26 protein-coding genes and 2 pseudogenes are annotated in these 24,215 nt (G+C 36.6%); 23 read left to right on the plus strand and 5 right to left on the minus strand.

The features are described 5' to 3' along the window. The first annotated feature begins 7 nt into the window (after positions 1 to 7). The 3 genes from sapS (at position 8) to AC4BD1_RS02040 (ending at position 3,422) form a co-directional block, all read left to right on the plus strand. Positions 8 to 1,033 carry a two-component system sensor histidine kinase SapS gene (gene sapS / locus AC4BD1_RS02030; protein ID WP_490466837.1) on the plus strand — a complete coding sequence of 342 codons (1,026 nt, stop codon included), beginning with the start codon at positions 8 to 10 and terminating at the stop codon, positions 1,031 to 1,033. 88 nt (positions 1,034 to 1,121) lie between these two features. Continuing rightward, positions 1,122 to 1,988: a GRP family sugar transporter gene (locus AC4BD1_RS02035; protein WP_206898628.1), complete on the plus strand. Its 867-nt coding sequence runs from the start codon at positions 1,122 to 1,124 to the stop codon at positions 1,986 to 1,988. A gap of 36 nt (positions 1,989 to 2,024) precedes the next feature. After that, a complete protein-coding gene (locus AC4BD1_RS02040; RefSeq protein WP_490466838.1) occupies positions 2,025 to 3,422 on the plus strand; it encodes an amino acid permease in 1,398 nt (465 codons plus the stop codon). A 55-nt stretch (positions 3,423 to 3,477) separates the two neighbouring features. Here AC4BD1_RS02040 and AC4BD1_RS02045 read toward each other — a convergent pair whose 3' ends face one another. Continuing rightward, a complete protein-coding gene (locus AC4BD1_RS02045) occupies positions 3,478 to 4,677 on the minus strand; it encodes a toxic anion resistance protein (protein ID WP_206898630.1) in 1,200 nt (399 codons plus the stop codon). Between the two features lie 150 nt (positions 4,678 to 4,827). Beyond that, positions 4,828 to 5,439, minus strand: coding sequence for a 5-bromo-4-chloroindolyl phosphate hydrolysis family protein (locus AC4BD1_RS02050; protein ID WP_490467277.1), 612 nt, complete (start codon positions 5,437 to 5,439; stop codon positions 4,828 to 4,830). A gap of 293 nt (positions 5,440 to 5,732) precedes the next feature. Here AC4BD1_RS02050 and AC4BD1_RS02055 point away from each other — a divergent pair, with 293 nt between their 5' ends. The 4 genes from AC4BD1_RS02055 to AC4BD1_RS02070 are packed head-to-tail and all read left to right on the plus strand — an operon-like array spanning position 5,733 to position 7,862. Further along, complete coding sequence (locus tag AC4BD1_RS02055; protein ID WP_490466840.1) at positions 5,733 to 6,296, plus strand: NUDIX hydrolase; 564 nt, start codon at positions 5,733 to 5,735, stop codon at positions 6,294 to 6,296. Between the two features lie 12 nt (positions 6,297 to 6,308). Then, on the plus strand, positions 6,309 to 6,596 hold the full coding sequence (gene macP / locus AC4BD1_RS02060; protein ID WP_206910528.1) for a cell wall synthase accessory phosphoprotein MacP: 288 nt from the start codon (positions 6,309 to 6,311) through the stop codon (positions 6,594 to 6,596). 16 nt (positions 6,597 to 6,612) lie between these two features. Continuing rightward, the gene (locus AC4BD1_RS02065) at positions 6,613 to 7,305 is read left to right on the plus strand and encodes a 5'-methylthioadenosine/adenosylhomocysteine nucleosidase (RefSeq protein ID WP_206910531.1); all 693 of its coding nucleotides are present in this window, start codon (positions 6,613 to 6,615) and stop codon (positions 7,303 to 7,305) included. 11 nt (positions 7,306 to 7,316) lie between these two features. Then, positions 7,317 to 7,862: a cysteine hydrolase family protein gene (locus AC4BD1_RS02070; protein ID WP_490466842.1), complete on the plus strand. Its 546-nt coding sequence runs from the start codon at positions 7,317 to 7,319 to the stop codon at positions 7,860 to 7,862. A gap of 139 nt (positions 7,863 to 8,001) precedes the next feature. On the opposite strand, the gene AC4BD1_RS02075 is transcribed toward AC4BD1_RS02070, so the two are convergent. Beyond that, a complete protein-coding gene (locus AC4BD1_RS02075; protein ID WP_490485752.1) occupies positions 8,002 to 9,909 on the minus strand; it encodes a M13 family metallopeptidase in 1,908 nt (635 codons plus the stop codon). Positions 9,910 to 10,135: 226 nt separating this feature from the next. Between AC4BD1_RS02075 and AC4BD1_RS02080 the strand changes: the two are divergent. The 13 genes and pseudogenes from AC4BD1_RS02080 to AC4BD1_RS02140 all read left to right on the plus strand — a co-directional run. Continuing rightward, positions 10,136 to 10,660, plus strand: a pseudogene (locus AC4BD1_RS02080) (dihydrolipoamide dehydrogenase); the annotation flags it as partial. A gap of 77 nt (positions 10,661 to 10,737) precedes the next feature. Then, positions 10,738 to 11,712 carry a ribose-phosphate diphosphokinase gene (locus AC4BD1_RS02085; protein WP_206910538.1) on the plus strand — a complete coding sequence of 325 codons (975 nt, stop codon included), beginning with the start codon at positions 10,738 to 10,740 and terminating at the stop codon, positions 11,710 to 11,712. A 187-nt stretch (positions 11,713 to 11,899) separates the two neighbouring features. Then, the gene (locus tag AC4BD1_RS02090) at positions 11,900 to 13,036 is read left to right on the plus strand and encodes a cysteine desulfurase family protein (RefSeq protein WP_490485753.1); all 1,137 of its coding nucleotides are present in this window, start codon (positions 11,900 to 11,902) and stop codon (positions 13,034 to 13,036) included. A gap of 140 nt (positions 13,037 to 13,176) precedes the next feature. Then, the gene (locus AC4BD1_RS02095; RefSeq protein ID WP_206910544.1) at positions 13,177 to 13,524 is read left to right on the plus strand and encodes a DUF1831 domain-containing protein; all 348 of its coding nucleotides are present in this window, start codon (positions 13,177 to 13,179) and stop codon (positions 13,522 to 13,524) included. 653 nt (positions 13,525 to 14,177) lie between these two features. After that, positions 14,178 to 14,342 carry a CAT RNA binding domain-containing protein gene (locus tag AC4BD1_RS02100; protein WP_490485754.1) on the plus strand — a complete coding sequence of 55 codons (165 nt, stop codon included), beginning with the start codon at positions 14,178 to 14,180 and terminating at the stop codon, positions 14,340 to 14,342. An 86-nt stretch (positions 14,343 to 14,428) separates the two neighbouring features. Beyond that, complete coding sequence (locus tag AC4BD1_RS02105) at positions 14,429 to 14,890, plus strand: PTS sugar transporter subunit IIA (RefSeq protein WP_490466846.1); 462 nt, start codon at positions 14,429 to 14,431, stop codon at positions 14,888 to 14,890. Between the two features lie 18 nt (positions 14,891 to 14,908). Further along, complete coding sequence (locus AC4BD1_RS02110; protein WP_490466847.1) at positions 14,909 to 15,787, plus strand: ketose-bisphosphate aldolase; 879 nt, start codon at positions 14,909 to 14,911, stop codon at positions 15,785 to 15,787. 16 nt (positions 15,788 to 15,803) lie between these two features. Then, positions 15,804 to 16,112, plus strand: a complete 309-nt coding sequence (locus AC4BD1_RS02115) for a PTS fructose transporter subunit IIB (RefSeq protein WP_490485755.1) — start codon at positions 15,804 to 15,806, stop codon at positions 16,110 to 16,112. Between the two features lie 16 nt (positions 16,113 to 16,128). Next, entirely contained in the window at positions 16,129 to 17,226 is a 1,098-nt protein-coding gene (locus tag AC4BD1_RS02120) for a PTS fructose transporter subunit IIC (protein ID WP_490485756.1), read from the plus strand. Positions 17,227 to 17,237: 11 nt separating this feature from the next. Continuing rightward, complete coding sequence (locus AC4BD1_RS02125; protein WP_490466850.1) at positions 17,238 to 17,744, plus strand: D-lyxose/D-mannose family sugar isomerase; 507 nt, start codon at positions 17,238 to 17,240, stop codon at positions 17,742 to 17,744. 461 nt (positions 17,745 to 18,205) lie between these two features. Then, positions 18,206 to 18,781, plus strand: a complete 576-nt coding sequence (locus AC4BD1_RS02130) for an LOG family protein (RefSeq protein WP_206910550.1) — start codon at positions 18,206 to 18,208, stop codon at positions 18,779 to 18,781. Next, positions 18,781 to 19,221, plus strand: a pseudogene (locus AC4BD1_RS02135) (nucleoside 2-deoxyribosyltransferase). Before AC4BD1_RS02130 ends, AC4BD1_RS02135 begins: the two are co-directional and overlap by 1 nt. Before the next feature lie 15 nt (positions 19,222 to 19,236). Further along, positions 19,237 to 19,938 (plus strand): deoxynucleoside kinase, encoded by a 702-nt coding sequence (locus AC4BD1_RS02140; protein WP_206910553.1) that lies wholly within the window; start codon positions 19,237 to 19,239, stop codon positions 19,936 to 19,938. 43 nt (positions 19,939 to 19,981) lie between these two features. Here the strand turns inward: AC4BD1_RS02140 and AC4BD1_RS02145 are convergent, their stop codons facing one another. Further along, a complete protein-coding gene (locus AC4BD1_RS02145; protein ID WP_206910712.1) occupies positions 19,982 to 20,161 on the minus strand; it encodes a hypothetical protein in 180 nt (59 codons plus the stop codon). A gap of 173 nt (positions 20,162 to 20,334) precedes the next feature. After that, on the minus strand, positions 20,335 to 20,757 hold the full coding sequence (locus AC4BD1_RS02150) for a hypothetical protein (protein WP_206910556.1): 423 nt from the start codon (positions 20,755 to 20,757) through the stop codon (positions 20,335 to 20,337). A 200-nt stretch (positions 20,758 to 20,957) separates the two neighbouring features. On the opposite strand from AC4BD1_RS02150, the gene AC4BD1_RS02155 reads away from it, so the two are divergent. The 3 genes from AC4BD1_RS02155 (at position 20,958) to AC4BD1_RS02165 (ending at position 24,206) form a co-directional block, all read left to right on the plus strand. Further along, positions 20,958 to 21,959, plus strand: a complete 1,002-nt coding sequence (locus tag AC4BD1_RS02155) for a LacI family DNA-binding transcriptional regulator (protein ID WP_490466853.1) — start codon at positions 20,958 to 20,960, stop codon at positions 21,957 to 21,959. Continuing rightward, on the plus strand, positions 21,956 to 23,353 hold the full coding sequence (locus AC4BD1_RS02160) for a glycoside hydrolase family 1 protein (RefSeq protein ID WP_206910562.1): 1,398 nt from the start codon (positions 21,956 to 21,958) through the stop codon (positions 23,351 to 23,353). The genes AC4BD1_RS02155 and AC4BD1_RS02160 overlap by 4 nt, the downstream gene beginning before the upstream one ends. 265 nt (positions 23,354 to 23,618) lie before the next feature. Further along, on the plus strand, positions 23,619 to 24,206 hold the full coding sequence (locus AC4BD1_RS02165) for a hypothetical protein (protein WP_206910566.1): 588 nt from the start codon (positions 23,619 to 23,621) through the stop codon (positions 24,204 to 24,206). Positions 24,207 to 24,215 lie beyond the last annotated feature (9 nt).

Consider the following 24,215-nt stretch of genomic DNA (forward strand, 5'->3'; position numbering starts at 1 on the left):
ATAGCCAATGAATTTTTTTAGGTATTTAAAAGATCAATGGTCTTTGATTTTAGGCTGGCTTTTTTTTGTAGTATTAACGGCTTTTGTTATGTGGTTAGCCCCTAATATAGAAGTAGATTGGGAAACGATTGCTTATTTAGCTGTTATCCAGAGTGTTTTTCTAGCTTTTTATTTACTGGGTGGTTATCTTGGAAAACGTCGTTGGTGGGCACACTTGGCAAATGTGAAAGAGCATTCTCCATTGCAAAGTTATTTGGAGGGTGGTCATACGGAAGAAGAAAAACTGGTTGAAGAATATATCAATCAACTGATCCGAGAACATCAGGAACTGATGCAACAAGCAATCAGTAATCAACAAGATCAAAAAGATTATATTGATTCATGGGTGCATGAAATCAAAGTGCCATTAGCAGCTTCAGAATTGTTAGTACGTTCGATTGAATTTGATATTGATGACAAAAAATATATGTTGTTAGAAAATGAACTGTCAAAAATCGATGAGTATGTCGAACAAGTTTTATATTATGCACGCTTAGATAGTTTTTCGAGAGATTATTTAATTCAAGAGTACAGTCTAAAAGGAATCATCCAACCGGTGATTCGTAGTCAAGCTAATTATTTTATTCAGAAACAAATCCATTATGAGATCGTTGGCGAAGATGCGATGGTATTAACCGACGCAAAATGGGTTGCTTTTATTTTTAAACAATTATTAAGCAATGCAATCAAATACACATCAAGTTATGGGGAAATCATCATTTTAATTGAAGCGACAAATCAAGGAGTAACTTTAGCTGTGAAAGATTCAGGTATCGGGATTCCCGCCGAAGATGTGAAGCGAATTTTTGATAAGGGCTTTACAGGAATCAATGGGCGATTGACACAGCAGCATTCAACTGGGTTAGGCTTGTACTTGGCAAAGAATCTAGCAGAAAAATTAGGACTGAAGTTAACAGCAGAATCAATCCAAAATCAAGGTACAACAATGACTATATTATTTCCAACTTTAAATTTCTACAATGAAGAACGTTAGAAAATCGTTAGAAAAGAAAAAATTTGCTTGTGTTGTTAACGTTTTCCCTGATAAGTTTCTTTACATGTGAAATAAAAGGAGAAAAGTTATGGAAATATTAATAGCATTAATCCCTATGCTTGCTTGGGGAAGTATCGGCTTAGTCAGCGGGAAAATTGGTGGCGATGCCAATCAACAAACGTTAGGAATGACAATCGGTGCATTCTTGTTTTCTTTAGTCTTGTTTTTTGTAGTAAACCCAGTAATCACCCCTTGGATTTTCTTGATTGGATTTTTATCCGGTTTAGCATGGAGTGTTGGACAAAATGGTCAGTTTCATGGAATGAAATTCATGGGTGTATCCGTAGGGCTACCATTATCAACAGGTTTTCAGTTGATTTTGAATACGATTGCGGGTGCGGTGTTCTTCCATGAATGGACACAAACAAAAGATTTTATTTACGGTTTCATTGCTTTAGCATTACTTGTAAGCGGTGCTTATTTGACTGCTCGTCAAGATGAAGACGGAAAAGTAAATACAGATAATAAAATGCTTGATTTTGGAAAGGGTTTTAGAGCGCTAATCTATTCAACGCTAGGTTACGGCGTCTACACCATCATTATCACTTGGGCGCATCTTGACGCATGGTCGATCATCTTGCCACAAAGTGTAGGGATGATCTTAGGTGCAAGCTTTTTTGCCTTCAAAAAAGTTAAAGTCGATCAATTTGTTTGGAAAAACATGATTTCTGGTTTACTCTGGGGAATCGGAAATATTTGTATGTTGTTAACAGTTAAATCACTTGGTTTAGCGGTAGGATTTTCTTTATCACAAATGGGGATCATCATCTCAACTTTAGGTGGTATTTTCATTTTGGGTGAACACAAAACCAAAAAAGAAATGGTTTATGTGATTGTTGGTTGCCTTCTAGTCATTTTAGGTGGTATCCTTTTAGGGTATATGAAAACAGTTTAGCCACTGTTTTCCAACCTAAAATGGGGAGGAACTTCAATGGATTTATTTCGTAAGAAAAAGATCGAGCTCAATCAAACGAGTGGTATGAAAAAAGAATTAAAAACAACGGATTTGATTATGCTAGGTATTGGTGCAATCATCGGAACCGGGATATTTGTAGTGACAGGAGTTGCGGCCAATCAAAATGCAGGCCCGGCGCTGTCACTTTCGTTCGTTCTAGCGGCAGTTGTTGTCATTTTGTCAGGATTAAGCTTTGCTGAATTCGCGTCACGTGTGCCAATTCTTGGTGGACCATATGCATATCTATATGTTGTATTCGGCGAATTTATCGCATGGTTGACTGGTTGGTTACTGATTAGTGAATTTCTATTAGCTGTTTCATCCGTTGCATCTGGTTGGTCTGGATACGTTCAAGGATTTTTAGCTAGTCTGGGTGTAGAGTTACCTACAGCGTTGACTGGAGGATATAATCGTGAAAATGGCACCTATCTGGATTTAATTGCAGTCTTGGTTGTTGTGTTTGTAACGTATATCGTTTCACTAGAAGCAAAGAAAGCTTTGCGTTTAAATAACGTGATGGTATTTGTTAAATTTGGAATTATTGCTTTATTTATTATTGTAGGGATCTTTTTTGTGAAACCTGCAAACTGGACACCGTTTACGCCATTTGGTTTTTCAGGAGTCCTTGATGGTGCAGCATTGGTTTTCTTTGCCTTCTTAGGTTTTGATGCGGTAGCGATGGCAGCAGAAGAAGTGAAAAATCCGCAAAAAGATGTACCAAGAGGAATTATTGGTTCGATTTTGATTGCGACCGTTTTATACATTGTAGTGACGTTGATTTTGACTGGAATCGTACCATTCACAGAGTTAGGTGTAAGTGATCCGGTAGCTTTTGCAATGCGTTATGTAGGCCATGGAACTGTCGGAGCGGTTATTGCAGTTGGAGCGATTTTAACGTTATTAACAGTGACCATTTCAATGATGTATTCTTTGGCACGCTTATTGTTTGCAATTAGTAAAGACGGCTTATTGCCAAAATACATGACGAAGATTGATGAAAAACATCGGACGCCTAAAAAAGCAACTTACACAGCTGGTGTGGTAGCAGTCTTCTTTGCGGGGGCGTTTCCACTTGATGTCTTAGCTGAGCTGACAAATATCACCGCATTAACGTACTTGATTTTGGTAAGTTTAGGGTTATTGAAATTAAGAAAGCAATTTGGACAACCAAAAGCGGGTGAATTCAAAGTACCGTTTGTGCCAGTTCTACCGATTATCTCTATTTTGACTTGTGTCATATTGATGTTACGTTTACAGGCGATTACGTGGATCGTTTTTGTAATCGTTATGCTGATTGGACTGATTATTTACTTCACGTATGGTTATAAAAATAGTGTCATGAATCAAAAACAGGGTGAATCACATTTAAAATAAGTACGAAATAAAAGCTAGAACAAATAGGTTACTATTTGTTCTAGCTTTTTTGATTTTATTGAGTTAGATCAAGTAATTTTTGTTTTAAGTCTTCTTCCATATTCGACAATTCAAGTTCGGCATGACGACGTTTTTCTTTACCTTCTTGTTGGATACGCAAGGTTTCTTGAATTGTTTCAACAAGGTCATTTTGTGTTTTTTGCAATGTTTCGATGTCCACGATTCCTCGTTCGTTTTCTTTCGCTGTTTCAATAGCAGAAATTTTCAACATTTCTGAGTTTTTCTTCAATAAGTCATTGGTTGTTTCAGAAACTTGGCGTTGCGCAGTGACTGCGTCCTTTTGACGAAGCAACGTCAACGCAATAACAACTTGGTTTTTCCATAAAGGAATCGCTGTTGCAACCGAAGCTTGGATTTTTTCCGCCAGTGCTTGGTTCGTGTTTTGGATCAACCGAATTTGTGGTGCTTGCTGAATCGTAATTTGTCGGGCTAAACGTAAATCATGCGTACGTTTATCTAAACGATCTAAAAATTGGGTGTAGTCGTTCGCAATTTGAACATCCATTTGATCGCCTGTTTCTTCAGCTTTTTTCATTGCTTCAGGAATCGTCGTTTTTTGCAATTCTTCCATTTTTAGTTCGCCAGCGGCAATATAAATGTTTAAAGCATCAAAGTAGTCTTTATTTTTTTGATAAAGTTGCTCAAGCATTAAATTATCTTTTAATAATCCATCCTTTTCCTTATCTAATTTGACAGCAATTTTGTCGATCTGTGCACCTATTTTTTGATATTTCGCGGTTACTTCATAAATGGATTGTTTTACTTTACCAAAAACACGTTGGAAAATATTTCCTTCGCCAGCTCGTAGCTCGTCGGGGTTTGCTTCTTGTAAACGGTACATCAACTCTGTTAACGAATCTCCAACCGGACCAATATCTTGTACTTGCACATGATTCAGCATAGATTGTGAAAATTCACTTAGCTTAGTTTGCGCAGCAGAACCATAGCTGATAACAGATTGTGCATCGGTAGCATCAATCTTTCCGGCAAGCTGTTTTGCTTGTTCTTGTCTTTCTGGGGGTAATTTGTCAATCAAACGTGCGGCTACTTGTTGTTCTTGTAAAGCATTGATTTCTGCTTGTTGTGTTTGAGTTAAAGTATCTGTCGGTGTTGAAAAAGGATTGTTTAACAGGTCGTCTAACGTACTATCTACAGGTGTAACATTTTTTAGTTCATTTGGATTGTTCTTGTCCATCTGAATTCCTCCTTAGGGCTTGTGGTGAACTTTATAAAAAATCTGAGAGACAAAAAATGTGCAGCTAATTTTGAAAATAACTCGAAGCACACCGAAAAAGCGGCAACTGCTTCGAGTCATTAGCTGACAATTTAAGTGACTCAGAAAAGATTAGTTTTCTTCACTTCTATTATCACGTTTTAAGTTTTGTTTCGCAACTGATATCTCTAAATCTAAGTCATCTAGATCATCTGCTACAAATTGTTGATAATCTTGTGTAATCAAGCTAGCAAGTTGATCGATGATTTGCGCACTTTCTTCTAGTTTGGCATAAGTCTGCTTATTTTTGATTTCATGGTCATTGATCTCAATATATTTATCTGTCAAATCAATGAGGTTTGGCAGGTGGGTGTAAAGAAAGTGACTCGCATCATGTAAGCGATGTGGTTCTTTGACTAATTCTTTAAAGAGTGCCTTGGCAGCTTTAACTGTGTCATGACGAAGATCAATTGCTTTTAGTTTTGCTGTTTGATTTAAGTTTACTTGAAGTCGATTGATTTGTGTTTTTGTGTGATTCATTGTTTCACGGAAAAAATTGATTTCGCTCGGCGTCATGCCAACTTCTGTATAGTGAACTTTTAAATCATCTGATAGTTCAGGAATTTCTTTTGAACGTTTCTTATTCTTTCCAGAACTAAATAGTTTCCATAAGACTAATAAAATTCCGGCCAAGATGATGATGCTACTAATTAGTGAAGAATCTCCACTAAATGAAACAAACATCAGGATTAGTCCGATTCCTAAAATCCATGGCCATTTTCGTTTTTTCATAATATGCCCTCCAGATCGTTCTTTCCATTGAGTATCTATCATTGTTTCTGTTGTCTCGGCTCAGTTCCCGTTTACATCTTTTATTTTAGCATATCCAACTTAAGAAAGAGTATCGGGCTAAGGATGGATTTTCATATTTTAGGAAAATTCTAAGGTTTTTCTATGGTAAACTAATAAGGAGTTTTTAGGAAAATTGAAAAAATAAAAAAAAGCGGTTATTATTACAAAAGAAAGCAGGGAGCAGAATGCTTAGTTATGACCAATTTGAAGAAAAAACAATGACGCGTAAAGAAATTTTTCATGGAAAAATTATTGACGTCGCTTTAGATGAAGTTCGTTTACCTGATGGAAAAACTGCTCAACGTGAATTAGTTTTTCATCCGGGTGGTGTAGGAATCATTGCCTTTGATGAACAAGAACGTTTATTGTTAGTCAAACAATTTAGAAAGCCACTCGAAAAAGTGATTTTAGAAATTCCTGCTGGGAAAATTGATCCGGGAGAAGGACAAAAACCTGAACTGACTGCACGCAGAGAACTCGAAGAAGAAACAGGTTATCGTGCGCAGGATATGATTCACGTCACTTCAATGTATTTATCACCAGGATTTGCTAATGAATTGTTGCATGTTTATCACGCAACAAACATCGAAAAAGTTGTAAATCCACTAGCCCAAGATGAAGATGAAGTATTAGAACTTTATGCGTTGACGATGGCAGAGGCAAAACAAGCAATGACGGATGGAATCATTTGTGATGCAAAAACCATTTTTGCGATTCAGTATTGGGCATTATTGTCTAAAGGAAAGTAGAGGGATCGGCTGATGGCCAAGGGACCGCTGATTACGCGTTCAGAATTACGAAAACGACAAAAAGAACGGATGAGAGAACCAGTTGATGAAGCCAATTATCAGATAAGCAATCAGAGTGAGCCAGAGCCGGCTAACAGCTCAAATTTTTATCGTAAAGTAAGTAAGAATAAACAAAAGACAACCAAGACTCGAACAAGTGAGCGAGAAAAAACACATAAATGGAACGTTTTTTTGATGAAAGCATTAGGGATTGTGATCTTGTTGCTTTGCGTTGTGATCTTAGCAATCATATTTATTTAAGAGAGAAGGAAATTTTATGAAAATCGGTATTATCGGAGCAATGGAAGAAGAAGTAAAAATTTTGCGAGAAAACTTAAGTGAGCCTCTATCTTGGGAACGTGCTGGGGCATTGTTTATTTCTGGATCACTAGGGAAACACGAAGTTATTGTTGTTCGTTCAGGCATTGGCAAAGTATTAGCATCTGTCACGACTAGTTTGTTGATTCAACAATATGGTGTGAATATGGTTATCAATACTGGCTCTGCTGGTGGTATTGGTGAGGGCTTAGCTGTTGGTGATATTGTCATTTCAGATAAAGTTGCCTACTTTGATGCAGATGCCACAGGATTTGGTTATAAACCGGGACAATTACCAGGAATGCCTCTTTATTATGAAGCAAGCACTTATTTACGTTCAGAAATGGTGAAGGCAGCAAATGCAACGAATCTGAATGTAAAAGAAGGCCTGATTGTGACTGGTGATACTTTCGTAGATTCTCCAACAAAAGTACAAGAAATCTTAACGAACTTTCCAGAAGCACTAGCATGTGAGATGGAAGGGGCAGCGGTAGGGCAAACTGCACGTCAATTCAATATTCCTTTCTTGATTGTACGTGCAATGAGTGATACAGCAGATCATTCAGCTACACAAACATTTGATGAATTTATTGAAGATGCAGGTAAACGCTCAGCAGAAATGGTTATCCAATTTGTTAAACATCTTGTTTAAGGAGGAAACACATGAAAGCATTAGTGTCGATTGATTATACAAATGACTTCGTTGCAACTGATGGTAAATTGACAACGGGTGCCGCTGGACAAGCGATTGAAACAGCAATTACATCACATACCCGTGAATTTATGGAAGAAAATGAGTATGTGGTATTTGCAATTGATGCCCACGATCCAAAAGATTTATTTCATCCAGAGAATCATTTGTTTCCACCTCATAATGTGATTGGAACTGATGGTCGGAAATTGTTTGGGAAATTAGCACTGCTTTATCAAAAATACCAAGAACGGGAAAATATTTACTGGATCGATAAAAGACATTATTCTGCTTTTAGTGGGACAGATCTGGACATTCGTTTGAGAGAAAGAAAGATTACAGACGTATATTTAACAGGTGTTTGTACTGATATTTGTGTTTTGCACACGGCTGTTGATGCGTATAATTTAGGCTATAACTTATTTATTTATAAGGATGCTGTGGCAAGCTTTGATGAAATTGGTCATGAATGGGCACTCAGACATTTTGAAAAGACGTTGGGGGCAACGATTATCTGAAAGCTTGTGAAAGAAGTGCTCAGCTCATTTAGGGGTTACGCAATAAATAGTCAACTTTGAATGGATAATAAAAAGTTACGCTCACCAAGAAAAACAAAAAAGAGGACTGTTCAATCAGTCCTCTTTTTTTATTCTTTCGTTACCAAATATGCACACGTTTTTCTGGGGCACGATACATAGCATCATCTGGAGTAACGTCGAACGTAGCATAAAATTCTTCCAAATTTTGTGGTTGGATATTTGCACGAAGTTTTGCTGGTGCATGAACATCTACTTGCAATAGCAGTTGTTGATATTCTTTTTTTGCTTTGGTACGCCAAATGGTTGCCCAGTTAACAAAGAAAGCTTCTAACGAAAGATCTTCTTCGCCTTTTGCGGCTTCCAAAGCACAGCTTAGCCCGCCAGCATCCGCGATATTTTCTGAAACAGTGAGTTTTCCATTCACAGCGCCATCTGCAAATTCAATTCCATCAAATTCTTCGATCATTGCTTTTGCTTTTTCTTGGAAATGAGCCAAGTCGTCGTCTGTCCACCAATTGTTCAAATTTCCATACTCATCAAAAAGTGCACCGTTATTATCAAAGGCATGCGAAATTTCGTGTGCAATGACAGCTCCGATGCCCCCAAAGTTTGCAGAACTTGATTGGTCCAAACTATAAAAAGGTGCTTGCAAAATCGCTGCTGGGAAAACAATGATATTTCTAAATGGATGATAATAAGCATTGACTGTGTCAGCACTCATTTCCCATTCTGTTCGATCAACTGGTTTGTTCCATTTGCTGAAACGGTCAATCAACACTTTTCTACTAAAATCAAAGGCATTTGAAAGCAGCGTACCGCCTTCTTCAGAGGAGACTGTTTGGAATTGATCAAAAATCGCTGGGATTTTATCAGGATAACCAACTTGAATACCTAATTTGTTTAATTTAATGATTGCTTTTTCACGCGTTTCGTCACTAAGCCAATTGTTTTCTTCTAATCGTTTTTGATAAACAGCGATCATTTTTTCTACCATTTGTTCAACATCTTTTTTGGCAGCCTCACCAAAATATTTTTTGCCGTAATAATCTCCTATGACTTGGTCGAATTGACCAGAAGCTAAATAGAAGGCTGCCTTCTTTTGTGGCATTGCTTCATCAGCGCCAGAAAGGGTACGAGAATAGATGCTACCGATTTGTCGAAAGTCTTCTGAAAGGTAGCCACTTAAAGAACGTACCGTTTTAACCAATAACCAACTTTTCAATAATGAAAAATGGGTATCAGTTAGTAACTCATTCAAATGTTCAAAGTAAACGGGATCTGTTACGATTACTTTATCTGGCTGTGTGCCAAGCAAACCAATTGTCAATTTTTCTAAGTCTAATTTTTCGCTGTAACCGATAAATGTTTCAAATGATTTTGGATTATACATTTTGCTGTAATCGGCATTTTCTTCTGCACTTTTTACGTGTGGAGCAATCAGTTTATCAAATTGGATAGCTTGTTCCACGATTGCTTCGGCCTGTTGTTTTTCTTTACCAGTAAGCTCTAATAATTGAACCATCATGTCAAAAAATACCGACAAAAGTTGTGCACCGTTTGGATGTTCAGGTGTGTAATAGGTTTTATCAGGCAAAAATAATGAAGGAGAATAAGCAAAATAAGCATTTGTTTGTGCATTTTTCATATCTGCATCAACATCAACTGTGAATGGCAACGCAAAGCCTTCCAACGTCCAATCAGGAAACAACGCATTTAAATCAGAATAAGAATGGAGAGCTTCGATTTTTTCTAACAAAGGCAAGAGTGGCGTTGCGCCTAAGTCGTTTCGTTTGGCATAATCGTTTGCCAGTTGATAGTAGGCTAGAAAGTTTCTCATTTTTTCGGAAGAAACTTTTTTAGGATGTGCGAGCAAGTCGTCTACTTCCCCCATCAAAAGCTGATCGATTCCTTCGACTAAATCTTGAAATCCACCAGTAGCAGGTTTGTCAGCTGGGATTTTTGCTGTCTTGAGCCAGTCCTCATTGACTGCTTCAAAGAAATCTTGTTTCAATCGTTCTTTATTCATTCTTCAGTCACTCCTTTTTTCTCGTGAACTCATTATCTAACAAAAAGTTTTTTTAAACAAATACTATGGTATGTATCGATTTTTTTTTGTGAGAAGTGAACAATCAAAGTCATTTGTTTTTTAGTTGGCATCTATTATAATGAAAAAAAGGAGGCGAAGACGACTGAAATCAGAAATGAAAGAGTTTTCTTTAGCTGGAGCAACCAATCAAACAATGAAAGATCAGTGGGTTGGTTTGCCAGAAGAACGTTTTGAGAAGTACCAGAATTGGAAAACCCCATCAGGCTATTTATGTGGGACTTATGCGGCGGCAGTTTTGCTAGCTTATTATCAAGATTACCGACAAGACTTCACATTGCCGGAACGGATTCGTGTCAAAGAAAGCCCAGATGAAACTATACTAATTGATTTATTACGCGCCTATATCCAACCACTAGGAATGCCGACAATTCCATTACAAGTTAGTCATGGACTCTCTCTGTTTTTTAAAGCAATGGGAAAAGAGCAGCGTGCTAGAGGAACCTTGCTTGGATCATGGCAACGTGCCACCAAACGGATTCGCCAAGGAAAACCAGTACTAGTTGGCTTGTTGAAAGGACTAGGGAGTACCTACGGAAACCATTGGGTGGTTGCTTACGCATATTTTGAGTCATCAACGGGAAAACGTTATTATAAAGTGCATGATAATTGGGGAAATACGAAAAAAATCATACCAGCAAACTGGACGAATGGAACTGTTTCACTTTCGTAACAATTTGCTGAAATTACCAGAAAATATGTTGAAAGTATGTTAAACTAACGTGGAATAGAAGTTTTAGGGAGGCCTACATGAGTAAAAAGTATCAGGATGACACGCTGAAAATATTTAGCTTGAATGGAAATCGGCCATTAGCTGAAAAAATTGCAAAAGTGTTTGGGACAGAACTAGGAAAAAGTGTGGTAAAACAATTTAGTGATGGCGAGATCGCAATCAATATTGAAGAAAGTATTCGTGGGGATCATGTTTACATCGTTCAATCGACGAATGCGCCGGTAAATGATTATTACATGGAACTATTGATCATGATTGATGCAATGAAACGTGCAAGTGCTAAAACAATCAATGTTGTTTTACCTTATTATGGCTACGCACGTCAAGATCGGACAGCAAAGCCTCATGAACCAATCACAGCAAAGTTGATCGCTAATTTAATTGAGGAAGCTGGAGCAACACGTGTTTTAACATTAGATTTACACACAGTTCAAGTACAAGGATTCTTTGATATTCCTGTAGATAATTTATTTACGATGCCGCTTTTTGCACATTACTATCGCGAACTCGGCTTGACAGGTGATGATATTGTCGTTGTGTCTCCGAAAAACAGTGGCGTCCAACGCGCACGTAGTCTTTCTGAATATTTGGATAGTACTTTGGCAATTGTTGATCATGCAGACGATGCTGACTTAGATAGCGGCTATGTGATTGGTGATGTTGAAGGAAAAACATGCATCATGGTCGATGATATCTTAAACACAGGTGCGACATTTGCACGCGCTGCGAATATTTTGAAAGAAAATGGGGCGAAAGATATTTATGCTTGTGCTTCTCATGGATTACTTTCAGTACCTGCAAAATCCATTTTAGATGGCGCACCGATCAAAGATATTTGTATCACTGATTCTGTTTGGACGAAGGACGAGTTCCATCCAGAAAACTTGACGATCATTACTTGTTCGGAACTAATGGGTGAAGCCGTGAAACGAATTCACGAAAACACACCAATGAGTCCATTGTTCAAGTTAGAAGAAAAAGCTTTTGACTAAATCAATCGAAAGGTTGCTAATCAAAATGTGAGAAAAGTGAGTAGTTTCCTCAAGTTGTTTGAGGCACTACTCGCTTTTTATATTCAGAGAACTGGACGCCTTTTGCGAGAAAAAAGGATTTATTTTTGGTAAGTAAGCTATTCTGTGCTAGAATGTGCCTAGTTATAAGTGGAAGGGATGAAACAAGGTGGAAAACATTTATTTGGATCATGCGGCGACAACACCGATGCATCCTCAAGTAGTCAAAGCAATGACTGACATCATGAATGAAACATTTGGCAATCCTTCAAGTATTCATGGCTTCGGAAGAGTCGCACACGAAAAACTTGAAACAGCACGTCAAATGATTGCGGACACATTGCAAGTGAAGTCGCACGAAATTATCTTTAATAGTGGTGGAACTGAAGGCGATAATACAGCAATTCTTGAAACAGCTTTTGCAAGACAAAATGAAGGAAAACATTTGATTACCACTGCAATCGAGCATCCTGCAGTATTGAATACGATGAAATATTTAGAAACGCAAGGATTTGAAGTGACTTATTTGCCTGTTGATGAAAACGGGAATCTTTCAATCATTGACTTCCAACAAGCGTTACGTGAAGATACAATTTTAGTTTCAATTATGTATGGGAATAATGAAATTGGAAATTTAATGCCAATCAAAGAAATCGGTGAGTTGTTGGCAGATCATCCTGCTTATTTTCACACTGATGCTGTCCAAGCCTACGGAAATCAAACGATTCGTCCCGAAGCTTTGGGAGTGGATTTGTTGAGTGTTTCTGCACATAAAATCAATGGACCAAAAGGTGTCGGGTTCTTGTACAAACGTGATGGTGTAATGATTCCAGCCTTGCTTTTAGGAGGAGAACAAGAAGAAAAACGACGCGCAGGAACAGAAAATCTAGCAGGTATCTGGGGCATGGCAACTGCTGCAACGATTTTAGATGAGGAAGAACGCCAAGTTAGAAGTGAAAAATATCAAACATTCCAACAAATGATTTTAACAGCGTTAGGAGATCACGGAATCGCGTGTCAAGTGAATGGTGATTTAGCGAATAAATTACCTCATGTTTTGAATTTGAGATTACCCGGTGTGACGAATGATTTGTTGCTCATGAAGTTGGATCTTAGAGGAATCGCTATTTCAACAGGATCGGCATGTACAGCAGGAAATATTGAACCTTCTCACGTGTTAGAAGCAATGTATGGCGAAAACACACCGATTTTAAAAGAATCCATTCGAATCAGCTTTGGTTTTGGGAATACGGAAGAAGAGATTCAATACTTTATCGAACAATTGATTTCAATTTTAGCAAAATAAAAAAAGGACGGAAAACGGGAGTTCGTTTGACCGTCCTTTTCTTCTTTGCTCTTTTGTAAATATTTTGTCAAAGAAGCTAGTAAATTAATTTAGAACCTTTTATAATTGAGATAGAAAATAATTTTATCGAGGTGAAAAACATGGCATTTGAAAAGACAGCGACAGTTCTTGGTGCAAAAACTAGTTATCGCATAGCACCAAGTGCAAAACGATATACACTGAGAGATAATGGTTTTATTGAAACAAATGGGGGAAACTACCAATTGATCCGCCCTTTAGATGCAACTCCACAAAGTAAAGAAGGATTTAAATTAAAAATAACTGTCTCAAAGGACATTCAAACGTTAAAGATGTCGATCACGACAGCTAATGGTTTAAAGGCTGTGAATATTTTCAAAGATCCGAAGCAAAAAATGAGTCAAGATAAGTTTTACTTCTTGATGGACGGAATGATTAGCCGAGGCCTATTTGAAAAAATTGAAGATTAAAAAAAGAAATAACTCACCTCTTAGATGAATGAGAGGCGAGTTATCTCTTTTTTTATAACAAACATATCTATAATTAGATTATTCTACCCTATTTACAAAGCTTGGATACTCAATATTTATCTAGAAAAATAATTTGCGTATTTTTGGTAAAAAAACACCCCAATTTTTTGTGGTTTTTATGTTTTTCTTGACTACTGGATACGCTATCAGTATTATAAGTGGCAGATAGAAACAGCCAAATAAAAAAGGCACCTCAGCAAATGGTGGCAGCCAAATGCTGAGGCCTTGAATCAGTCAACCAAACGGACCAATCAAGTTTGCCATAGTCAACGCAATGCATCGACCTCGTTCATTGTAACGAATCTGGAAGTATAAATCTAGTTTTTTTAGAGAAATTTTCGAGGGAATGTATTCGTTTTATTTGCTATGTTGAAAGGTATTGGACTGATTGGTGTCCGATGCCTTTTCTTTTGTCTTAAAATACGCGTAAGAGACAAAAACGACTAAGACATAGCATGATTTTTGCTACAAAATTACAGTAGTGAAGATTTTTTTATGATTTTGTTGTCTTTTTTCATTATTTGGAATATAGTCTGCGTATTAATTTACGAAGGCGCATTTCAATGTGGCTGTTTCTGTCATAAAAAGGAGGCATGCAGGTGCAAGTGATTTTGATATTGAATCATAATGCAGTCGTTGCAAAATCGAAGAAAGGAGAGTGGGTGCTCATTAGACGAGGAATCGGATTTGGTAAGAAGATCGGTGATATCGTCGAACCGAAGAATGTGGAATGTATGTACCAAAAAATATCAACATGAAATCTAGGGGAGTTACTGTCTGGCAGGCTTGACCCATTCCAAAGTTTGGAGTGAGTCAGGTCTATTTTTTTTAGGAGGATGATTGGTTGGAAGCACTTGATATTCGGGAAATTATTCATAAAGACTTACTTGTTGTAGATTCAAAAGCAACGACCAAAGGGCAGATTCTGAAAGAACTTGCTGATTTGCTAGAACGTAAAGGCTACGTAGCAAGTTCAGAAATCTTTTTAACAGATGTTTACCAGAGAGAAGCAGAGGGCACTACCGGTATTGGGCAGGGAATCGCGATACCTCATGGCAAATCAACTACTGTTAACCAAACTGTAATTATCATCGCTACTTTAGCACAACCAATTCCTTGGGAAACACTTGATGATCAAGATGTCAAAGTTGTTCTTTTATTTGCAGTAAAAGCGGAAGATGCCAATCTTAAACATCTGCGTTTATTACAAAAAATTGCCAGTTTGCTTGCAGATAATGAATTTATCAATGAATTAAAAGAAGTAGAAACAGTTGAAGCTTTATATCAATTAATGATTAACAAATAAAAAGGAGTGTCGATCAATATGTTAGTAACAGGAAAAGAAATTTTAGCAGTGGCAAAAGAAAAAGGATTTGCAGTACCAGCATTCAATGCGGGCTCTGGTCAGTTGTTGAATGCAGTGATGGAAGCTTGTGAAGAAGCAAATGCACCTGTCATGATTGCGATTCACCCAGAGGAATTACGTTTTTTAACAGATAGTTTTGTTTCACAAGTAAAATATCTAGCAGAAAAAGCAACGATTCCTGTTTGTATCCATCTGGATCACGGAGCTAGTTTTGAGCAGGTCATCCATGCAATTCAATTAGGATTCACATCTGTAATGATTGATGCCTCCCATCATTCGTTTGAGGAAAATGTAGCGATTTCTCAAAAAGTTGTGGAAGCAGCACATGCAGTGGGCGTCTCAGTTGAAGCAGAATTAGGGACGATTGGTGATACAGGGAACACTGTTGAAGGTGGTGTTAGCGAAATCATTTATACAGATCCAAAAGTTGCACAGAAATTTATTGAAGAAACAGGTGTAGATAGTTTAGCTGTGGCAATTGGAACAGCCCATGGAATTTATCCGAAAGATGTTGATCCAGAGTTACGTTTAGATATTTTAGAAGAGATTGAATATTTGACGGATGTACCATTGGTTTTACATGGTGGTTCAAGTAATCCGGATGATGAAATTGCAAAAGCTGTAGTTATGGGAGTCAATAAAATCAATATTTCTAGTGACATCAAAATTGTTTTCGCAGACAAACTACGTGAAATCTTAAATGAAGGAAATCTAGAAATTCGTGAACCAAATGTTTTGTTCCCACCATGTATGGAAGCTACAAAAAAAGTTGCATTACAAAAAATCCACTTATTTAAAGCTGACAATAAAGCTAAATACTACACTATATCTAAATAGGAGAGGAGCTTAGTCTATGAAGATTGTTGGGATTGCTGCATGTACAGCGGGAATTGCGCACACTTATATTGCCCAAGAAAAATTACTCAAAGCTGCTAAGGAACGAGGTCATGAGATCCATGTGGAAACACAAGGATTGGCTGGGACGCAAGATACCTTGCTAGCAAGAGATATCGAAGCTGCCGACATTGTATTGATTGCTGCAGATATCAAGGTAAGCGGTCGTAGTCGTTTCACAGGAAAACGTATCGTTGATGTGCCTACAAGTTTAGTGGTCAAATCACCAAATAAACTGATAGAAAAACTAGAAGAGATGCTCAAATAAATTTCAGGAGGACAAAATGGATAAAATCAAGACTTTAGGCATCAAAAAACATTTGATGACTGCAATTTCATTCTTTTTACCAATCGTTGTTGCTTCAGGTTTTTTATTGGCAATTGGGAATATGTTAGATGGTGTTGCCATTGAAAATTTTTCCGAGGGTTTTGAATTTGCAGATACCTTGACCTCAATGGGGAATTATGGGTTAGGTTTGCTGCCAATGATTGTTTCTTGCGCAATTTCTTATTCTATTGCTGACAAACCGGGAATCGCCCCTGGTTTGATTATTGGGATGGTTGCAAAAGGAATTGGCGCTGGTTTTCTAGGAGGAATGCTTGGTGGATATGTCTCGGGAATCATCGTAGTACTTTTGACGGCGGGGATCAAAGTACCTAAATGGATGGAAGGGCTGATGCCAACGCTTGTTTTACCATTTCTTAGTTCATTGATTGCGGGTTTAGTGATGTACTATGGGATTGGCACGCCGATCAATTGGTTTACGAATTTGATTACGAACTATTTGACTGGCTTAGATACTTCTTCACTTTTCTTATATGGTGCAGTAATTGGCGTGCTTTCTGCCATTGATTATGGCGGAGCAATCAATAAGGTCGTCTTTGCTTTTGTTTTTGCTTTATTCTCAGAAGGAATCTATGAACCAGTAACCGTTCTGATTTTAGCATCAATGGTAACTCCTTTTGGTTTGACGATGGCATTTTTCCTTGGAAAGATCATTCAAAAAGAAATTTTTAACCGTCAAGAAATCGAAACGTTAAAAACCGCTTTTCCGATGGGCATTTGTCAAATTACAGAAGGTTGTTTCCCTATTGTGTTGAATGATTTAGTCCGAAATGTTATTGCTACTGGTGTTGGTGGTGGAATCGGTGGCGGATTAAGTATGTTATGGGGAGCTGATAGCCATATTCCTGCTTCTGGGATGTTCGCTGTCGCTACGATGACTAGACCTTGGGCGTTCATAGGTGCATTAGTGATAGGTTCGTTTGCTACGGCTGTGACGATTTTGGTTTTGAAGAAACGCGTGGATCCAAATGCAGAAGTTATAGTAGTCGAAAAAGCAGAAGAAGAAATTTCTTGGGATGATCTGACAATCAATTGAGGAGAATAATGATGGACTATCAAACAAAAGTAAAGCAACTTTTTTTGGATTCCGGAATGGTTTTTACAAATAAAGAGCTAGAAACAATTGAATTTGTTGACTTTGGCTTAGGTGCTATCGAAATTGAAGGACTAAACTTATTTGTATATGAAAATAATGAGCGATATTGTGGGAAAGAATTAGCTTTGTTACCTTATCAAACGTGTCCAGAGCATCGACATCCGCCGAGAAAAAATGATCTTGGTAAAAGAGAAACTTTTCGGTGTCGGAAAGGAATCGTTTATTTATATGTCGAAGGAGACGGACCAGAAGTTCTATCATGCAAATTGCCTGAAAAAAGTCAAGCAACTTATACAGTAAGAAAAGAAATTGTTTTATACCCTGGTGATCAGTATACGATTGAGCCCAATATCAAACATTGGTTTCAAGCAGGTGAGACCGGGGCTGTAGTAACGGAATTTTCTTCTAGTAGCGATGATGCGAGTGATATTTTCACTAATCCGCTGATTCAACGGTAGTAAAAGGGAAAACCAAAATACTTGAAGAATGAAAAGATAGTTAGTTCCTTTTGTCAAAAAAAGATGGAAGAGGTCTAGAATTTTTCTGGCCTCTTTTTTTTGCGTTTTGCGAAACATATTTATTTGGTGAAACATAACAAATAAAAAAATTTTTAGAGAAAAATTTGAACATAGGTTAATCAAGTGGAATAGACGAAACAACCTGTGTTTTAAAAAAATGTGTTATTCTTTCACACAAGATAATAAATAAGCGAATGGGAAAGAAAGTCATTTCAATTATCTGTAAATATGTTATTTTTTTATCTTTTTCATGAAAAAGATAAAATAAAAGTTTTATAAACGAAGCACTATATATAGTGTGTTTTTTACTACATACCACTAAAAATGCACAAAATCTAGTCTTTTATTTAAAAAAAACAAGAGTAGAATGAAGATAGATTTTAAAGCGAGGAAGTGTTTTTTTGAAACTGACTGTTTTTTGCGGTTCCCGTTTTGGCGAAAAAGAAAGTTACAAATTTATTGCCCAAACGTTAGGAAAATATATGGCACAAGAAGAAATAGAGCTGGTTTATGGTGGTTCAAATGCGGGAATTATGGGAATCATTAGCCAAACTGTGCTGGAAAATGATGGAAAAGTTACTGGAATCTATCCAACTGGTTTATTCAAAGCAGAAACGCCAGCCGAAGAAGTAACAACGTTCATCTCAACAGAAACAATTGATGAACGAAAAGAGTTATTGTTTAGTGAGGGTGACGCTGTTTTAGTGTTTCCAGGAGGATTAGGCACACTAGAAGAATTTTCTCAACTGCTTTCTTGGATCGCTATCGGATTAGTGCCAGAAAAACCAATCGGTATTTTGGATATTGGTGGGTATTATGCAGGATTAGAGCAGCTATTGAAGAATTTTGCCAAAGAAGGATTTATGGAAGAAAAATGGCTGGATCAAGTCGTTTTTTCAAATAACCCATTAAAGTTAGTTGATTTATTAAGAGGGACGCATCATGAGAAACGTCCTTTAGTGAAGGAGATTTATTAATGAGCCAGATTTATTTAGCAGGACCATTTTTTTCAGAGGATCAAGTTGAACGTATTCAACGGATCGAACAAGCACTAGAAAACAATACAACCATTTCAACCTTTTATTCGCCACGACATCATCAAGAAAGCAATTATGAAATGTTTAGTGCAGGATGGGCATAGGAAGTGTATCAACGAGATATGACGGAAGTAACCGATGCTCAAATCGTAGTGGCTATTTTGGATTTTGAATATCAAACGATTGATCCTGGTACTGCTTATGAGCTAGGCGTTGCGACAATGTTAAACAAACCAATAATTATTTTTCAAGAAGAAACAGTACCAGTGAATTTGATGGTTACAGAAAGCCTTCATGCTTATTTAAAAACTGTCGAAGAAATTCAGCAATATGATTTTGAAAAAATGCCGAAACAAGCATATATTGGTGAGTATTTATAGAAAAGGAAGGGTTGTATGTCAGTGATTTTAATTTCAGGAACGATTGGTGCAGGAAAAAGTAGTTTAACAGATATGCTTGCAACTGAAATCCGCTCAAAACCATTTTATGAAAGTGTAGAAGATAACGAGGTGTTACCACTTTTTTATTCCAATCCAGAGCAGTACGCATTTTTATTGCAAATATTCTTTTTGAATAAACGATTTTTGGCGATGAAAAACGCGTTGATCAATGATGATAATGTTCTTGATCGTTCAATTTATGAAGATAGTTTATTGTTTCATCTAAATGCAGATCTTGGTCGTGTGACGGATATCGAAGTACAGCAGTATGATAACTTATTGGATACGATGTTGAATGAGTTAGATGACGTAGCACCTAAAAAGCGTCCTGATCTAATGGTTCATATCAAAGTTTCTTTGGACACGATGTTAAGTCGAATCAAAAAACGTGGTCGTGATTATGAACAATTAGAAAGTGATGAAACATTATACGATTATTATCAACAATTGAATGAACGTTATAACCAATGGTACGAAAACTTCGATGTGTGTCCTAAGATCCAAATTGATGGGGATCAATTTGATTTTGTTGAAAAACCAGAGCATGCGAAAGAAGTCATTGAACAAATCAAACAAAAATTGATTGATTTAGAGGGAGCGCCTGCTGGAAGTTATTACACAGATAATCATTTAGCAAAAGGACAAGAATTAGGATAAATAAAAGAGACATCGTGATTTTCTCACGATGTCTCTTAATCAATTATTGTGGCTTATTGCTCACTTTTTGAATGTTATCTGTAACATACGCATCAAAAGATTTGAACGAGTCTTGAATCAGTTTATGGCAGTTATCACAAATGCTTAAACTTCCTTGATCGCTAAATTCTGTATGGATATTTTTATTACTGGTGCATGTACAATAGTCATGACTATCAAATATATTCATTTTTTTCTCCTTAGTAACCAATCTAACTTTCCCAATATAACAGAAAAAAAGAAAATAAGGAGAAAAATTAAGATAATTTAACGTGTTATAGCTTTTTATTTTTTTATAAAAAAAGCAATGACGAATTATGGATTGTCATTGCAAATCATATGCTGGAACATTATTGTTCAAATACTATAAACGTTTCCATCTTCATCTTTTATCTGATAGTTACCAATTTTAGTAAAGACAATGGAAACTTCTTTTTTGTCTGCCATCCCAGTAATTGTGTAAGTGTCCCCTTTTGTGTCAATCTTAATGGATGTTAATATAATGTTTTCGCTGGACTCAGAAGAAGTTGTACTGTCTTCATTGTAGGTGCGTAACCATTCCATCTTATCCTCGGTAAACGTGATTTTCCCACTAACTAAATTCATGTTTTTACGCACTTTCAAAGAATAAACACTATTTGAAATATCAGTTTTTTCTGCTTTAAGCGTAGAAGATTCGGTGGTTTCGTTCGTTGATTGGTTTGATCCACCCAGCATATTACAGCCAGTTAAGGTAAAAAGTACCAGTCCTAGAGTAAATATAGCCAATAGTTTCTTCAAAATACTGCCTCCGTCTAATAGGATAAAGAAATTATACCATTTGAATGAAAAACAGGAAACTAAGGATTGCAAAAATGTTTTTAAAGAAAACGCTTAGAAAATAGTTGCAACTTAGAAAAGTGTTTGTTATATTGTTTTTGAACCGGTTCAAAAATCGGTAAACAAATGAATATACTTCACTAAAAAAAGAGGTGAACAAGTTGAGTTCAATTCGTGAAGTAGCCAAATTAGCAGGCGTTTCTACAGGTAGCGTCTCACGTTACCTGAATGGTCAGACACTAAAAGTAGCCAATATGGAAAAGATTGCTGCAGCAATCGATCAATTGAATTACAAAGAGAATATTATTGCTAAGGGGTTAAAAAACAATCGAAGTTTTTCAGTCGGATTGTTAATGAATAATTTATCAAGTCGGCTAAGTGCGGATATCGTAGCAAGTATTGAAGCATTGATGGAAGCCAATGGCTACAGTTTATTTTTAAGTTGTTTCAATGGTGAAGCACAATTAGTTTCACAAAAAATCGACTATCTACTTTCACATGCTATTGATGGACTGATTCTTTTTGAAGCAGACGAAACTTGGCCGGGAATGGAAAAACTAGCAGAGCTGACGATTCCAATCATTTCATTAAATACACCTAATCAGTTGGAAAATGTGGATTCGATTTTGGTCAATGATCGCAAAAGTGTACGCGAAACAATTGAACAAATGATTGTGATGGGACATCAGTCAATTGGTATTATCGCAGCACCACAAACAGAATATGTAGCCAGAGAGCGATTAGCTGGAGCTTTGGAAGCCAAAAAATATAGCGCAAAAGAAATAACTATTAACGTATACACTGGTGATTATTCACGATTGAGTGGTTTTGATGGTGCAAAAGAATTGCTAGCAAAAAACATAACAGCCTTATTTGTTTGTAACTATAATATGTCTATTGGAGCACTGGAATATTTTAACAAAAGTGATCAACAAATTGACCAAGAAATTTGTTTTGCACACTACGACTACCTAGATGAACTGCAAACAGTATTACCAGAACGAATGATCATTCAACAGCCCGCTGCAACGATTGGCGAATTATGTGGGAAGCGTTTGATTGAAAGAATGGAATACCCGCGTACAAGTGGTAAAACGATTCTTTTAGAAAATAAAATTTATGGAATGACCAAAAATAATAAAAAAAAGAGGACGAGCAAATGACAAACTATCAATTTCCTGAAAACTTCTGGTGGGGTTCAGCTGCAAGTGGACCACAAACAGAAGGACGCGTAGCAAACGATGGTAAAGGTGATAATATTTTTGATTATTGGTATGCACAAGAGCCAGAAAAATTTTTTGATGAAGTAGGACCAGGTACAACATCACAAGTTTATACCAAGTACAAAGAAGATGTTCAATTAATGAAGCAGACAGGACACAATTCTTTCCGAACATCGATTCAATGGAGTCGCTTGTTACCAGATGAATCTGGCGAAATAAACCAAAAAGCGGTTGATTTTTATAATAGTTACTTTGACGAGTTAATTGCAAATGGTATCGAACCGTTTGTAAATCTGTATCACTTTGATATGCCGATGTACCTTCAAGAAAAAGGTGGCTGGTTAAATCGTGAAACTGTTGAGGCTTATGAACGATATGCAACGATTTGTTTTGAGTTATTTGGACAAAAAATCAAGAAATGGTTTACTCACAACGAACCAATCGTTCCTGTTGAAGCCGGCTACTTGTATCGTTGGCACTACCCTGAAGAAGCAAACATGAAACATGCGGTGCAAGTTGGTTATCACGAAGCTTTATCGTCTGCGCTTGCAATCAAAGCATATCATTCGTTAGCTTTACCTGGAAAAATCGGGATTATTTTGAATCTGACACCTAGTTATCCACGTGATGAGAATAATCAGGAAGATGTCAAGGCAGCAAAATTAGCCGATGCATTCTTTAATCGATCATTCCTTGATCCAGCTGTTAAAGGTGAGTTTCCACAAGAACTGATTGACGTATTAAAACAATTAGATTTGTTACCTGAAGTCAAAGAAGGTGACAAAGAAATTATCAAAGAAAATACAGTTGATATTTTAGGAATCAATTATTATCAACCACGTCGAATCAAAGCAAAAGAAACACCAATTGATGAAGCTCTCTCTCCGATGCCAGAAGATTTCTTTGATAACTATGAAATGCCTGGTAGAAAGATGAATCCTTATCGTGGATGGGAAATCTATGAAAAAGGAATCTATGATATCTTGATCAACGTTCGTGACAATTATGGAAATATTGACTGCTTCATTTCTGAAAATGGCATGGGTGTTGAAGATGAAGCAAGATTCATTCAAGAAGATGGTATGATTCATGATGACTATCGAATTGAATTTGTAACCGATCACTTGAAGTATGTGCACCAAGCAATTCAAGAAGGAGCCAATTGTTTAGGATATCATATGTGGACATGTATGGATAACTGGTCTTGGACGAATGCTTACAAAAATCGTTACGGGTTTATTTCCGTTGATTTAGCTAAGGATGGCGAGCGTACGATTAAAAAATCAGGTCATTGGTTCAAACAAGTTTCTGACCAAAATGGATTTGATGCGTAAGAGATATGAATAAAATTTGTTTACATTGTTAAAAATAAAATAAAAACAGTGTTTAAATCACATAAAGATTTAAACACTGTTTTTTTATTAGGGAAAGTGTTATTGATTACAATGAAATTTTACAGGCACGTTGCCTTGTTAATGATAGTTTGCTTATTAAAAAAATAACTTGTTATTTTTTGTTTTTTTTACAGCTTTTTTACCTTTAGGTTTCATTTTTTGTATATAATAGAACAGGTAAATTCAAATAGGAGTGGAAGAAGGTATGAGAAAGAAACGTCCCGTTCTTCTCTTTTGGTTAATTGGTTTTTTCCTTTTACTTACTTTATCTGTAACAATTTCTGGACGAATGACAACAGAAATCGTTCATACAAAAACGGAAAAAATCGTTGCAAGTAAAGAATCAGTAGATAAATTTAGAAAAGAATTCTCAACGTATTGGTGGGAAGACTATAAATTTGAAGCCGACTATGATCAAGGCGAGTTAATGATTTATTTACCAAAAGGAAAAGAAGAAAACCAGTTTACAAATATCGATGATGTTTTAAGTGCAATCTCTTTGAGACAATATCAGTTTAAAGATGAGCGACTCACAGTGTTACTATTGTCAAATTCGGGAGATCAACTAGCCCGATTAAAAAATGGAAAAGTGATAGAAGAATATTCTGACAAGGTAGATAAAACAGTAGTAGCCAGTCGTTTAGCAGAATGGAAAAAAACAAACACGCCAACGAAAACCAGTGATTCAAGTCATCAAAAAACAAAGACAACTGACTCAACAAATACACTAGTATCAACAAATTCATCTGAAAGCGCAGCTACAAGTAATCATCTTTCTGGAACAAGTCAGTAATCAAAAATA

This window comes from Enterococcus sp. DJ147D b (assembly GCF_058216655.1).